Origin of the sequence: Paenibacillus sp. Y412MC10 (assembly GCF_000024685.1) — a bacterium.
GTDB lineage: Bacteria > Bacillota > Bacilli > Paenibacillales > Paenibacillaceae > Paenibacillus_AQ > Paenibacillus_AQ lautus_A.
In genome coordinates, this window is record NC_013406.1 from 4,421,181 (window position 1) to 4,434,765 (window position 13,585).

Below are 13,585 nucleotides of genomic sequence, written 5' to 3' on the forward strand. Positions count from 1 at the left end.
TTTCAGATGATGTGCCGCTTATTGGGTTGCAGCCTCAATATACTGATTATCAAACACGTCTTTGACCTGGATTTTTTTGCGGATCGTTTTTTGCTCGAATTGGAAGTCGGCGGTTTTCTGCTGCTCCGCGATGATGTCATCCGTTACGGGAATGTTGATCGACCTTGAACGGTCAAACGTGCCTTGAATGACTTCCTGCGGGATGCCGCGCTCATCGGCGTAACGTTTAATCGCCTCCGCTTCGTTTTCTTTCTCCCAGGCGAGAGTTTTGTTCAGCACGGTCAGATAGAGCGTGACGAGATCCGGATATTGATCGGCAAAATCCTTCCGTACGATATTGAACGAAGGCGACAGGACGCCAAGCTGCTCGCCGTCCGCCAGCACGTTGCCTTTGCCTGTCAGCGTGTTCAAGGTAATGTACGGGTCCCAGGTTGCCCAAGCATCGACGCCGCCCGATTCGAATGCAGGCTGGGCTTCGTCAGGCTGAAGCTGAATGATTTCGATGTCGGATACCTTGAGCCCTTGATCCGCCAATCCCCTATACAAAAAGTTAAAGGCATTGCTCCCTTTGGTTACCGCTACCTTCTTTCCCTTCAGATCACTGAGGGTCTGCGCGGTGCTGTCCGGCGGCACGATGATGGCCACATTCTTCTGGCCGTGCAAGCTCTGGGAGATGACCTTAAACGGAATATCGGCCGCCTGGGCGGCGATAATCGGCATATTGCCGAGCCCCGCAAAGTCCAGACGATTCGAAGCCATCGCTTCGGTCATGGGAGGGCCGCTCTGAAATTCTGCCCACTCCACCTTGACGCCTAGCTTGCCGAACTCCTCCTCGAACCATCTCTCCTCGCGAGCTTTGCCAAACAAACCGCCGCTTCCCTGGACCCCGAGCCGTACGGTCAAATCTGTGTATTTGCCGTCTGCTCCCTTCTTAACGGCTCCAGCCGCGGGCTGGCTGTTTGCTCCGGCGCAGCCGGATGCGAAGACGGAAAGGATAAGCAATAGCATAATGGCGACGTTCTTTTTCTTTGTATGCATGATCAGATTCTCTCCCCTGTTCTCTATCGTTCATTTGATTTGAGGCTCGACAACCCTGGACCGATTAAATTCCTGCACCGGTATCGAACTCCGGTTCTTCCACTTTCTCGAACTCTCGCAGCACTTTGGTTCGCAGCTCCTGGAAGGAGGATCCGGTCCGTTTCCGCGGAAACGGCAGATCGATCGGCAGGATGGAACGAATATGGCCCGGTCTCGGGTTCATAATGACGACCCGCTCGCCAAGAAACACAGCCTCATCCAGATCATGGGTAACAAATAGCATGGTCGTGCGGTTATTTTGCCAGATGTCCAGCAGCACCTCCTGCATATGGGAGCGAGTGAACGCATCCAGCGCGCCAAAAGGTTCATCCAGCAGCAGCACGTCCGGATTCCGCAGCAGCGCCCTGGCGATGGCTACCCGCTGGGCCATCCCTCCCGACAGCTCCCTGGGATATGCCTTCTCGAAGCCTTTCAGCCGAACGAGCTCAATGAATTCATCCACCTTTTTCCGGACGTCCTTCTGCTTCAGCGATAAATTGCCTGCGATATTCTTTTCCACCGTCAGCCATGGAAACAAGCGCGGCTCTTGAAAAATAAACCCCTTCTCGATGCTCGGGCCCGATATCGGCTTGTCATTCAGCAGGACGCTTCCCTCGTACGATGTATCCAGGCCCGCAACGATTTTGAGCAAGGTGCTCTTCCCGCAGCCGCTCGGTCCGATCAATGTGATGAATTCCCCTTTACGAACCCGCAAGTCAATGCCTTTCAGCGCCGTAACATTCCCTGTCGGGGCTTGAAAAATTTTGTTTACCTGTTGAATAATCAATGTGTCTGCTGACATTTTCCTCACCATCCCCTATTATAATTATTCACACCTGTTTACTTGGTTAAGAGGTGAAAAAAAAAGAGATATCACGCTGGTCAAAGTACGCTCAACCGTCGTACTTGTTCCTTCGCGTGATATCTCCAGTTATCTGGTCGATAATCTTGGTATTCATTTGGTATGCCGTTATATTACAACTGCTGGTAATGGTTGTCAAACCTTTTTTTCGTTCCCTGCTAACAGGTTTGTCAGAATATATTCAACACCAGCAATGGACAAATACCGCCCAATAATGCGACAATATACTCTGCATGTCATATCTTATATAGTAAGAATAACGAAATTTGCACCATTACGCTTATAAAAGCAACATTGCATCTATAGGAAGGGAACGAAAGCATGGCTCAATTATTTTTCAAGTACGGCTCCATGAACAGTGGTAAATCCATCGAGATTTTGAAAGTCGCCCATAACTACGAAGAACAGAACAAACCGGTGCTTCTCTTTACGTCCGCTCTCGATGACCGGGATGCCGTCGGTTATGTATCGTCGCGAATCGGCCTGCGCCGTGAAGCGATACCTATATCCGATACGACCGATATCTACGGGATCGTGAAGGATCATCAGCCTAAGCCCTACTGCGTTCTTGTTGACGAATGCCAGTTCCTGTCCAAGGACAGCATCCTCCAGCTCGTTCGAATCGTCGATGAGCTTAACGTGCCTGTCATGGGCTTCGGACTAAAGAACGACTTCCGCAACGAGCTGTTTGAAGGCAGCCGCTGGATGCTGATTTACGCCGATAAAATCGAGGAAATGAAGACGATCTGCTGGTTCTGCGAGCGCAAAGCGATCATGAACCTTCGCGTCATCGACGGCAAGCCCGTCTATGCCGGCGAACAGATCCTGATCGGCGGGAATGATACCTACTTCCCTGTCTGCCGCAAATGCCATACCAATCCCCCTTTAGTATAGGACGTTATCGCAATCAAACCACCTTTTTACGTTAGGAGTTGGTCATCCATGCCGATCGTCAGACCGTTATTGACCGACCAGGACTTTCTAGAAGTCATGGAGCAGCAGATCCGTATACGCATCTTCAAGGATAATCATTTGATTGATTCGGGGAGTCTTGTCATCCGTTTCACCGACGATACCGTCATTACGCAATCCAGCGTCAGTTCGATCGGCTATCACAAGCGGGACGAATGCGAGTTTTTTGAAGTACGGAAGTGATCGGCGGATTGCCGATAACTAAAACAGCGGCCCTCTGCAGAACTTATCTGCAGAGGGCCGCTTCGTTAATCAGCATATCAAGACGATAGCTTAAACGTATCCCTAATGAATATCGGACTTTGCCATGCTTCCGCCCAGCACGTCCGCGACATTTTGAATCGAAATAAATGCGTTTTTGTCTATCTCCTGCACCACGGTCTTCAGCTTCGCAATCTCCAGCCTGGTGATGACGCAATAAATCATCTGCGTGTCCTCTTTCGAATATCCGCCCTTAGCATAGATCATGGTCGTGCTGCGTCCCAGACGCTGCATGATGGCACTCGAAATTTCCTCATATTCGTTGGATATAATCGTAACGGATTTGGACTCGTCCAAGCCCTCTACCACAATATCCATCACTTTTGCCGCTATGTAGTATGAGAAGATCGAATACATCGCCGAATCTGCACCGAATACAAACCCTGCGGTAATGAATATGAAAACGTTGATGATCATGATGATCTGACCGACCGGCATTCGCAGCTTCTTGGACAGCAGGATGGCTACGATCTCCGTCCCGTCAAGCGCACCGCCGTAACGGATGACAAGACCGACCCCGAGGCCCAGAACCAATCCGCCGAATAATACCGCCAAAATCTTCTCGTTCGTGAACGGATCTACATGATGCAGGAAGGTTGTCGCCACCGACAGCACCACGATCCCGTACAGCGTGGAAAACGCAAACGTTTTGCCAATCTGCTTATAACCGATAAACAGAAACGGTAAGTTGATGATAAACAGGAAAACCCCCAATTTGATGGGCGTAATCGATGATAATACGATGGAAATACCGGTAATTCCACCATCGATGATTTCGTTGGGCACCAGGAAGATCTCAAGCGCCACGGCCATCAGAATTGCACCGACGGTGATAAAGATGAACCGTTTCAGAATTTCGCCGACTGTCAGTTTTTTGTGATTTTTGACCATGCCATTCTCCTTTTGTATCATTTTTCACACGATAAAGCCTGTCGAAGAACCATTGTATTAAAAAAAGGAATGGCGTGTCAATGTTGACACACCATGTCACATGGATCTTTCAGACCATGGCCGGGTCCCCTGACATAAGGAGTACAGTCCCGCCCTATAAACCTTTCGATCTATTCCTGACCCATCGCTGCGGGGCAAGACCGAATCGATTGGAACTGGGTAGGGCCAATACTTGCAATTTATAATATTGATTCCGGTTATGCTATAATATATTCCATCCGCGATCGACGAGAAAATACATAATTTTACCCTAGGCAGGGAGAGGATTTACTCATCATGTTGGAATGGCTTCAGAACGTGTGGACCCATATGAAAGAAATTGACATGGATCAAGTGCAGGGATGGCTGCAGCAGTACTCGCAGCTGGGTCCCATTCCGGGTATTTTGCTACCATTTATAGAGGCGTTTCTCCCCTTTCTGCCCCTCATCGTCCTGGTGATGGGAAACTCCGCAGCCTATGGTTTATGGTGGGGATTCCTGCTGTCCTGGATCGGCGTTTGCCTTGGATCCGTCACGGTGTTTTGGATTGTTCGCAAGCTGGGAGGCAAACTGGGATTGCTTATACAAAAAAGAATGCCGGGATCCCAGCGTTTCTTCCATTGGATTGAAGAAAAGGGCTTTACGCCGATCTTCATCCTGTACTGCTTTCCCTTTACGCCTTCCTCGCTGATCAATATCGCATCCGGCATCAGCACGGTATCGGCTACAACGTTCACGATCGCCGTTATGGCAGGCAAATCCGTGATGATCTTCATGGTGGCATTCATCGGACATGACTGGCAGGCCTTTATCCAGCAGCCTTGGCGCATTCTTATCGCGGCCGTCGTCCTCTGGCTGTTGTGGCTGGCCGGCAAAAAGATGGAAAACCGTTACCATCACGATGATCAGCCCGGAAGCGTCGTCATCAGCAGTAAAAAGACGAAGCGTTAGAGGTTAACAAGACCCGCCGGTCCCGATTGCTGGGATGGGCGGGTCTTCTTATTTATGGGCGTGCTATGTTGGAAATCATCATGTTCACTCCAATACGTATGCCGCCAGTTTATGCACCGTCTCAAAGCCCGCACGATGATACAGCTGGAGCGCCCCTGCATTGTCCTGGTCCACGCATAGCGAGATTTCTTCCAGCTGCAGGACCTGGAACAAATAATGGAGCGCTTGATCAAGCAGGATCCGGCCATAGCCTTTGCGCCGGAAATGTTCGGATACCGCGATGTACTCTATATTTCCTTCCTGAAATTCAGGGTCTCCCTCCACATACACATACCCGGCGAAACGGCCTTCTTCCGTAAGTATGAAGAGCCTGTGATCCTCATCCAGCTTCTGCAAAATAGACTCCGAGTTGAGATAGGTATTCGGGAAGGCTTTGCCATGCAGATCCGCGAACTCATCCCAATATTCGGGCGTGATATCCTGCAATCCAGACGCGGCATTCGTTAGCAAGGTGGATTTTTGGATTCTCAGTACATGATGCACGCCTGTCTTTCTTCCCCCTTTGTCCTCCATAAACCTCGCAGCGGACAGATGAGCTGCATTATAAAATCCGAAATAGCGTGATACGCTACCATTCAGCTTCGTTGTTCCTTCAACCCATAGCTCCTTCGCCAATCGATGCCAAAGCTCGCCTTGTCCATCGATAAAAGGTCCCCATATCTCAGCAGTTCCCTCTTCTTCGTCCACATCGAATCCCAACGCGCCTACCATCTGATCTTGATCATAGATCACGGTAAATCGCTGGCTGCTCAGCCGGCCATTTTCCGAAAAATCTTCCAGCAGCGTGCTATAAATCTCCCCTTCCTGTTCGCCGCAATATCCGACATGATGATGACGATCCCCGTTCATTCGGGCAAGAAAGGAAGACAGCTCTCTTAATTTCGTTTGATCTGTATCCAATACCATCTGTACACATTCTCCTTGTTCAGGATCAGCTTTCCTAGCGTGATATCCCATCACTCCGCGAATCCGTTTTGGTCAATTTTACCACGAAATGATATCCGTGAGCCAAGCATGAAACCAGAAATGGGCTTCCCATATGCTTGGAAAGCCCATCTCATCTTCTCGATTATTCATCGGGACCTTGTTTACGGTTTGCGGTCATCCTTTCTCGGAATGTTCGGCCTTCCGGGAATCGCGCATGCGTTCACGTTCGCGCTTGAGAGCAGGCTTCAGGTCATCATGTACGCTTTTCTCCCACATGGAGACGCCAGACCGGTAAGCCGCCCTCCCGTTCAAGTGGCCTGCAACCGGACCCGTAATGAAAACGAACACGATCCCCAGCAGCAGCTTCGCGCTGACATGCTCCAAGTAAAAGGTGAAATATAGAAATGCGCCCGCAAGAATAAAGAGGACGCCAAGGGTAGCGCTCTTCGTGGCTGCGTGGGATCTCATGTACACATCCGGCAGGCGAATCAGGCCGAATGCGCTCAATGCGCCGAGTAAAGCTCCGAGCAGCACCATCAGCGCAATCAGAAACTCACCGATCTGACTCATCGTTTGTGCGCTCAATGACGTCACCCCTTTCGATATATCTGGCGAGTGCGGTCGTTCCGATAAACGTTAGAATTCCGATCAGCAATATGATGTCGAAATAGACCGTTGTGCGGAAGAGCATGCACAACACGGCGATCATGGACAACAGGATGATTCCGATCGTATCCAGCGACATGATCCGGTCGTTCATGGAGGGTCCCTTGATCAAGCGATACAAGCAGCCCAGGATGGCAAGCGACAAAATCACCAGCGAAGCAATCAGCATGCTCTGGATCATGTGCGGGTCACCTCCTTGATCGCCCGTTCGAAGGTACCGCGAATCTGATTCGACAGCTCTTCGACGTCTTCGATATCCATCGCATGAATGTAAAGCGTCTGACCCTCGCGCGACACTTCCAGGGTAAGCGTTCCTGGCGTCAAGCAGATCAGGCACGATAGCACCGTGATCTCCCAATCGGATTTCAGCTCCGTGGAGTAAGCGAAGATGCCGGGACGAACGTTCAGCTTCGGTCTTATGATCTGACCGATGACCGTGACGCTCGATTTAAACAGTTCGCTTAGAAAAAGGAGCAGCAGCATCAGGATGGACCACAGCTTGCGCAAATAGAAGTCGTTCGGCCAGAATCGCCGCAGCATATAAATGAGCAAGATGCCGATCAGGTACCCAACAATGAATTGTTGGGGAGACCAGTTGTTGTTCAGGAACATCCAGACAATGGCAATGATGATATTCAACAGGATTTGATGGCCCATATCCACTACTCCTTTAATACGGCTTGAATGTATAATGACGGATCGGATAATACGGCGCCTGCTTGGGAGGTATAGGTATATACCCATTCTGAACCGACTCCCAGGACAATCACTATGATCGCAAGCCCGATCGCTCCCGCATAAGCGGTCCGATGGATTCTGACCGGCCGCGATTCGTTAGGCCCTGGGAATTCGCCCCAGAATGCTCCCATAAACACTTTGATCAGGGAGTAGAGCACCGCCAGGCTTGATGCCAGCGCCAATCCCGTCAGCGCATAATGCCCCTCGCTCAGTCCGCCGCGAACGATAAGGACCTTGCCAAGAAATCCGCTAAGCGGCGGAATGCCGACCAGCGCCAGCGCCACGATGAAGAACATCCACCCTACCAGGGGATGGCGCTTCATCAGGCCGCCCATATCGCTCAGCTTGCTCGCGCCCGCGCTCGCCATGATGATGCCGCCCAGAATAAAGAGCAGCGCCTTAGCGATCATATCATGCATCAAATAGAACACGGCTCCGTTTAAGGAATCCGAGGAGGCAACCGCCACACCAAAGGCGATGAAGCCCACGCTAATGATGATGTTGTAATTCAGGATGCGTCCGAGATCCTTATACGCAACCGCGCCCAAGCTGCCCAGAACAAGCGTGGCCGCAGCCATCCAGCCGATGACGGCGTGAATGTTGCCGGTATCGTGATGGAAAATCAGCGTAAAGGTTCGGATAATCGCATATAAACCGACCTTCGTCAGCAGGGCGCCGAACAGAGCCGTTACGGCCGCCGGAGGTGCGCTGTAGGAACCGGGCAGCCAGAAGAACAGGAACAAGCCTGCCTTCAGTGCGAATACGATCAGGAACAAAAGGCCAATGACCGACAATATTCCGTCCTGCTGTACTTCTGCCACACGCAGGGACAGATGCGCCATGTTCAGCGTGCCGACCGTGCCGTACAAATAAGCTACGGCTGCAACAAACAAGGTGGATGAAATAATGTTAATCAGCATGTACTTCAGGGTTTCTCTCAGCTGCCGCTTGGTTCCGCCCAGAACGATCAGCGCATAGGAAGCAATCAGCATGACCTCAAAGCAGACAAACAGGTTGAACAGATCCCCCGTCAGAAACGATCCGATCACGCCGGCCAGCAAAAATTGAAAAAAGGGATAGAAGTAATGCTTCTCTCTCTCTTCCCCGATGCTCCGAAAAGCATAGAACAGGCAGGCTGCGGCAACGATCAGCGTCGTAAGCACCAGCAGTGCCGCCAGCATATCCGCCACGAACACTATTCCGTACGGCGGCTGCCATCCGCCCATATGAAGCGTCTGGATGCCTTCGTTACTCACCTGGTTGACGATGAACAGGGCGCCAAGCAGGTTGATTAGAATACTAACCGCACTGATCCACCGCTGCGCGCGGACGTATTTGGAACAGAAAATAAGAATGACGGCCGTAACCAAAGGAATCAGGAGCGGAAGCACAATCACGTTATTCATCGTCCGTCCCCCTTAACTCCTCCATGTTGTCCGTGCCCAAGCGTTGATATGCTTTATAAGCCAGTACGAAAAAGAACGACGTGACGCCAAAGCTGATGACGATGGACGTCAGTATCAATGCTTGCGGAACCGGATCAACGTAAGAGGAAGCCTCCTCGCCAAGCAGCGGGGCAGCCCCGGTCTTCAGCCTTGACATGGTGAGCAGCAGCAGATGGACGCCGTGGGTTAACAGCGACGTGCCGAGAATGATCCGCAGCAGGCTCTTGGATAAGATCTGGTAGATCCCAACCGCGAAAATAATTCCGATGGCAAGCGACATATATAGTTCCATGGTCAGTTATCCCTCCCGATCGAATTGATGATGGTCATTGTCACGCCGACTACGGCCAAATAAACGCCGAGGTCGAAGAGAACCGCAGTAGCCAGCTCCGTTTTCCCGAGAAGCGGCAGGTTGAAATAACCGAAGGAATGACTTAAGAACGGTGCGTTAAAGGCAAAGGAGCCGATCCCCGTAAGCAGGGCGATGGCAAGCCCCGCCGCCGTAACCTTTCGGAACTCGAAGGGCACGATCTTGCGGGTCATATCCATGCCGAAAGCCATGGATAACAGAACCAGTGCCGCAGAGGTCATCAGTCCTCCGATAAATCCGCCGCCCGGCTCATGGTGTCCCGAGTTGAACAGGAACCAGGAGAAGGTTACCACGATAAAAATAACCACCTTGGATACGGTTCGAAGAATGACATCATTGCTGTTGGGCAGGTATGCTCCTTCATAACGATCCCGCTCTCCCAGTATCCCTTCTCCCAAATCGATTTTGATCAAGGCATAAATTCCAAGGGATGCAATGCCCAGAACCGTAATTTCAAGCAGGGTATCAAAGCCGCGGAAATCCACCAGAATGACGTTGACGATATTTTTGCCGCCGGCGGAGCGATAGCTCTCTTGAATGAAGTAATCCGCAATGGAGTCGAAGGTCCTGCCGCTGCTCGCAGCCAGGGCGATCAAGGTCACGACAGCACCGACGCCTACCGAAATAAGCAGATTTCTCCATTTCAAGCTCATCGGCACCTTCTCCCGCTTCAGCTTCGGCAGATGATAGAAACAGAGCAGGAACAGCATCACGGATACCGTCTCGACGACCATCTGGGTCAGCGCCAAATCCGGCGCCCGGAACAGGACGAAGAACAAAGTCACCATGTAACCGGCAGCACCGGTCAATATGATCGCCATCAGTCGCGTCCGGACGAACGGCAGCGCGATGACCGGAATGACCAGGCCGAGTATGGCAACGGCCTCATAGAAGGACATCGGCGCGTAAGCGGTCCTATCAAACCCGATATTGTCGACCAGTAGAAGCCCCCCGCCAAGAACGGCTATAAAAAATACGAAGATATACATCACGTAATGACGGAGAGAGCCTGTCATGTAGGTTGAGGTCAGCGTTTCGCCGCCTCTTTCGAGGACTCGCAATCCCCCGTCATACAGCTTGTTCCATGTCCATCGCTTCATCAGCGATGTGTTCAATATTCGAGTTCTGCCGTGAAGCTTATACAGCACGGTACCGAGAACAATGATGCCGATGGTCATGAAAATCTCCGTCGTCCAGCCGTGCCACATTTCGATGTGTACGTGAAAACGATCCTCCGCCCCAAGCAGCCCTGGATGAATCGCGGCCATCGCCGGTTCGATGAGCGTTGGGGACAACAGGTTCGGAAACAAACCGAACACGATGGCGAGCGATGCCAGAATGACCGGAGGAATCAGCATTCCCAGCGGAGCTTCGTGCGGCTTCTTCTCCAGCTTTTCAGGCTGGAAGCGTCCGGTGAAGGTTTTGAAGACCAGGATCATGCTGTACAGGAACGTAAACACGCTGGCAATCCAGGCGACGACCGGGATCAGTATGCCCCAGGTCTCTGCATTCCAGAAATTCATGTCAGAGGCCTGAAGGACCGCCGTAAAGAACATCTCTTTACTCAAGAATCCGTTGAACGGAGGTAGCCCGGCCATGGAAAAAGCCCCTATGACCGCCACGGTAAACGTAATCGGCATGAGCGACATCAGCCCGCCGAGCTTCCGCAGATCCCGGGTGCCCGTCTCATGATCCACGATGCCGACGACCATAAACAAGGAGCCTTTGAATATGGCATGATTCATCAGATGAAAGATGGCCGCCGTCGTCGCTTTCGCGTAGAGCAGCGTGTCCACGCCGCCTCCATAATAAGCGGCGGCAGAGCCCAGGCCGAGCAAGCTCATGATCAGCCCCAATTGGCTGATGGTGGAGAATGCCAGCAGCGCTTTTAGATCCGTCTGCTTGATCGCGCGGATCGAAGCATAAATCAGCGTGGTCAAGCCCGTTACCGCTACGATCCAGAACCAGGACACCTGCCCGGCGAACACCGGACTAAACCTGGCCACCAGATAAATCCCGGCCTTCACCATGGTCGCGGAGTGCAGATAAGCACTTACCGGGGTCGGTGCTTCCATCGCATCCGGCAGCCAGATATGGAACGGAAACTGCGCGGACTTGGTGAATGCCCCGAGGAGGATCAGAATCATGGCCGGAATGAACATCGCATCGCCAGCAATGCTCCCCACATTGGAAACGATCTCCCTAACACTAAAGGTACCTGTCATGACATAAAGCAGGATAAACCCCGCGAACATGGCAAGTCCGCCGAATACGGTAATGAGCATGGATTTTAAGGCTCCGTATCTGGAGCGGTCCCGATGATGCCAGAATGCAATCAGCAGGAATGACGAGATACTGGTCAGTTCCCAGAAGCCATACAGCACCATCAGATTATCGGAGAGCACGACGCCCAGCATGGCGCCCATGAACAGAAGCAGGTACACATAGAATCTGTGGACCGCTTCCTTGTTTTTATCCATATAAAAGATAGAGTACAGGACAACGAGTGAACCAATGCCGGATATTAATAGTGCAAAAATCAAGCTTAATCCATCCAAATAAACGGTAAAGTTTATTCCCACGCTTGGGATCCATTCCAGGACGGCTTGGAGCTGTTCACCTCCCTGAATGGTTGGGATAAGTCCCAAAAAATAGGCGAACAGGACAACCGGGACCGGCAAAACCACCCATCCGGTGTGGACGCGGCCGATGAGCTTGTAGGTCAGCATAACCACAAGCGCTACGATAAAAGGTGCCAAAACGGCGATGTGCAGCAAAGACAAAGTCTACTCCTCCTATAGTCCGATTTTTCCTTCATTAGTAGTATTTCCCCATAATTTAGGCATAAGTCCAAAAAAAAACAAAAAGAGCCCGCTGTTGGCAGGCTCCTCCAGGTAAAACCATATGGTATTTTTTCGAATCACACTGAAAATCAGTATATCTTGAGATCAAATCTTTGTCAAAGGGTATGTCGGGGAATGAAGTGGAGGCTCTCGGGAAATTACTGTATGTAAAGGAGTGGTTCCCATGATGATCAAAAAAGCGGCAGTTTGCGCCTTCGTCTTTCTTGTGATATTGACGGCGGCCATCGTGACGAATCTACGCACGCAGTCCGCCTACCTTCAAGAAAACCCGTCAAACGGCGTATATCACATGCAGCATTCACAAGGAGGATCCCTCTTGTTCTCTCCCCGGGAATACGTGAAAATCATTCGCCATTCACCCGAGACCTTGCCGGATCAACCTTAAGCTATCGCAGAACCCAATCCGTAGGACTATCCATGAAATTGGATCTCATTATTCTCCTTGCTTCGTTTATTTCTTCGCATCCACCACGAAATGATCAGGATGACGGCCAGCGCCGCAACGATTCCAGCCGCATAATATCCATACCGGTTAATCAGCAACCCAATATGATCGACCACCTGATCGCCGACAAACATGCCCAAAGAAAAATAACCGGTGGTCCACACCAAGGACGCGGTATACGAGTAGATCGCAAACCGGCGATACGGCATTCCCTTCATCCCGACCGCATACGGAGTAACATTGCGCAGGATGGGCAAAAAGGCGCTGATGCATATGGCGTAATTGCCATATTGGCGGGTCAAGCGTTCGGATACATCGAGAAACTGGCGAATCTTCGACTTTTCCCCTACGCGGTTTAACAGCTTGCTGGCGGTAAAGCGGCTAAGCATGAAACCGACCGTCGATCCCGAGCACACGCCGAGAAAGGTCATGATAAAAGACGGGGCCGGCGATAATATCCCGGATGCCGCCAACGCTCCGCCAGTCATGGCCACGACTTCATTCGGCACGGGTAGCCCGACCAATCCCAGGCATAATACGAGGAATAATGCGTAATGCCCGATTTGTTCAATAAAATTCAATAGCGTATCCACGCCCTGGCCCCCTAATCCGTCCCTGGAATATATATCAGCTTATATGACAACGCGGCTTTCGCAAACGTGCTGTAGACGAGGATATCAACTGGACCTGAGACCAGGTTTGTTTGGGATTATGCTCGTTCAGAGATTTTTAAATGCCGAAATGAAGGACCCCGGATCCTCCTTCACCGTGTACGAATACACCCCTTGCTGGGTATGCAGGTACAAGAAACCTCCGCCGTCTCCCATCGGCCGATAGGACAGGTCAAACACCTGCCGGATCGGAAACTCCCGGTATTTGGTTACGATTCGATCCTCGTACAGGAACATCTCCCGCCCTTGCTCTTCCGTTCGTTGTTCAATGCCGTCCACGATTCGGTTGATTTTGTAGTACGGCTGTACGGCTACCCAATTCACAAGCTCCCTCCTTGCCGTCTTC

General features: G+C 51.4%; 16 protein-coding genes. 4 read left to right on the forward strand and 12 right to left on the reverse strand.

The window, feature by feature from the left end:
* Positions 1 to 18: 18 nt before the first annotated feature.
* On the reverse strand, positions 19 to 1,038 hold the full coding sequence (locus tag GYMC10_RS19015) for an aliphatic sulfonate ABC transporter substrate-binding protein (protein WP_015736047.1): 1,020 nt from the start codon (positions 1,036 to 1,038) through the stop codon (positions 19 to 21).
* Positions 1,039 to 1,102: 64 nt separating this feature from the next.
* Positions 1,103 to 1,879, reverse strand: a complete 777-nt coding sequence (locus tag GYMC10_RS19020) for an ABC transporter ATP-binding protein (RefSeq protein ID WP_015736048.1) — start codon at positions 1,877 to 1,879, stop codon at positions 1,103 to 1,105.
* 381 nt (positions 1,880 to 2,260) lie between these two features.
* On the opposite strand from GYMC10_RS19020, the gene GYMC10_RS19025 reads away from it, so the two are divergent.
* Together GYMC10_RS19025 and GYMC10_RS19030 are read left to right on the forward strand one after the other, a co-directional pair.
* On the forward strand, positions 2,261 to 2,833 hold the full coding sequence (locus tag GYMC10_RS19025) for a thymidine kinase (protein WP_015736049.1): 573 nt from the start codon (positions 2,261 to 2,263) through the stop codon (positions 2,831 to 2,833).
* Positions 2,834 to 2,881: 48 nt separating this feature from the next.
* The gene (locus GYMC10_RS19030; RefSeq protein WP_015736050.1) at positions 2,882 to 3,094 is read left to right on the forward strand and encodes a hypothetical protein; all 213 of its coding nucleotides are present in this window, start codon (positions 2,882 to 2,884) and stop codon (positions 3,092 to 3,094) included.
* Positions 3,095 to 3,196: 102 nt separating this feature from the next.
* On the opposite strand, the gene GYMC10_RS19035 is transcribed toward GYMC10_RS19030, so the two are convergent.
* Complete coding sequence (locus tag GYMC10_RS19035) at positions 3,197 to 4,063, reverse strand: YitT family protein (RefSeq protein WP_009592439.1); 867 nt, start codon at positions 4,061 to 4,063, stop codon at positions 3,197 to 3,199.
* A 336-nt stretch (positions 4,064 to 4,399) separates the two neighbouring features.
* On the opposite strand from GYMC10_RS19035, the gene GYMC10_RS19040 reads away from it, so the two are divergent.
* On the forward strand, positions 4,400 to 5,053 hold the full coding sequence (locus tag GYMC10_RS19040) for a TVP38/TMEM64 family protein (protein WP_015736051.1): 654 nt from the start codon (positions 4,400 to 4,402) through the stop codon (positions 5,051 to 5,053).
* Positions 5,054 to 5,137: 84 nt separating this feature from the next.
* On the opposite strand, the gene GYMC10_RS19045 is transcribed toward GYMC10_RS19040, so the two are convergent.
* The 7 genes from GYMC10_RS19045 to GYMC10_RS19075 all read right to left on the reverse strand — a co-directional run bounded on the left by GYMC10_RS19045 (position 5,138) and on the right by GYMC10_RS19075 (position 12,042).
* Positions 5,138 to 6,019, reverse strand: coding sequence for a GNAT family N-acetyltransferase (locus GYMC10_RS19045; protein WP_015736052.1), 882 nt, complete (start codon positions 6,017 to 6,019; stop codon positions 5,138 to 5,140).
* 195 nt (positions 6,020 to 6,214) lie between these two features.
* A complete protein-coding gene (gene mnhG / locus GYMC10_RS19050) occupies positions 6,215 to 6,610 on the reverse strand; it encodes a monovalent cation/H(+) antiporter subunit G (protein WP_015736053.1) in 396 nt (131 codons plus the stop codon).
* The gene (locus tag GYMC10_RS19055; protein WP_009592424.1) at positions 6,594 to 6,887 is read right to left on the reverse strand and encodes a Na(+)/H(+) antiporter subunit F1; all 294 of its coding nucleotides are present in this window, start codon (positions 6,885 to 6,887) and stop codon (positions 6,594 to 6,596) included. Before GYMC10_RS19055 ends, mnhG begins: the two co-directional genes overlap by 17 nt.
* Positions 6,884 to 7,363 carry a Na+/H+ antiporter subunit E gene (locus tag GYMC10_RS19060; RefSeq protein ID WP_015736054.1) on the reverse strand — a complete coding sequence of 160 codons (480 nt, stop codon included), beginning with the start codon at positions 7,361 to 7,363 and terminating at the stop codon, positions 6,884 to 6,886. The genes GYMC10_RS19055 and GYMC10_RS19060 overlap by 4 nt, the downstream gene beginning before the upstream one ends.
* Positions 7,364 to 7,368: 5 nt before the next feature.
* Entirely contained in the window at positions 7,369 to 8,850 is a 1,482-nt protein-coding gene (locus tag GYMC10_RS19065; protein ID WP_015736055.1) for a Na+/H+ antiporter subunit D, read from the reverse strand.
* A complete protein-coding gene (locus GYMC10_RS19070; RefSeq protein ID WP_009592433.1) occupies positions 8,843 to 9,181 on the reverse strand; it encodes a Na(+)/H(+) antiporter subunit C in 339 nt (112 codons plus the stop codon). The genes GYMC10_RS19065 and GYMC10_RS19070 overlap by 8 nt, the downstream gene beginning before the upstream one ends.
* Before the next feature lie 2 nt (positions 9,182 to 9,183).
* On the reverse strand, positions 9,184 to 12,042 hold the full coding sequence (locus tag GYMC10_RS19075) for a Na+/H+ antiporter subunit A (protein ID WP_015736056.1): 2,859 nt from the start codon (positions 12,040 to 12,042) through the stop codon (positions 9,184 to 9,186).
* A gap of 244 nt (positions 12,043 to 12,286) precedes the next feature.
* Between GYMC10_RS19075 and GYMC10_RS19080 the strand changes: the two genes are divergently transcribed.
* Positions 12,287 to 12,508, forward strand: coding sequence for a hypothetical protein (locus GYMC10_RS19080; RefSeq protein ID WP_009592432.1), 222 nt, complete (start codon positions 12,287 to 12,289; stop codon positions 12,506 to 12,508).
* Positions 12,509 to 12,534: 26 nt separating this feature from the next.
* Here the strand turns inward: GYMC10_RS19080 and GYMC10_RS19085 are convergent, their stop codons facing one another.
* Both GYMC10_RS19085 and GYMC10_RS19090 read right to left on the reverse strand, forming a co-directional pair.
* Entirely contained in the window at positions 12,535 to 13,161 is a 627-nt protein-coding gene (locus GYMC10_RS19085; RefSeq protein ID WP_015736057.1) for a DedA family protein, read from the reverse strand.
* Positions 13,162 to 13,287: 126 nt separating this feature from the next.
* On the reverse strand, positions 13,288 to 13,563 hold the full coding sequence (locus GYMC10_RS19090) for a hypothetical protein (protein WP_015736058.1): 276 nt from the start codon (positions 13,561 to 13,563) through the stop codon (positions 13,288 to 13,290).
* Positions 13,564 to 13,585: the final 22 nt, after the last annotated feature.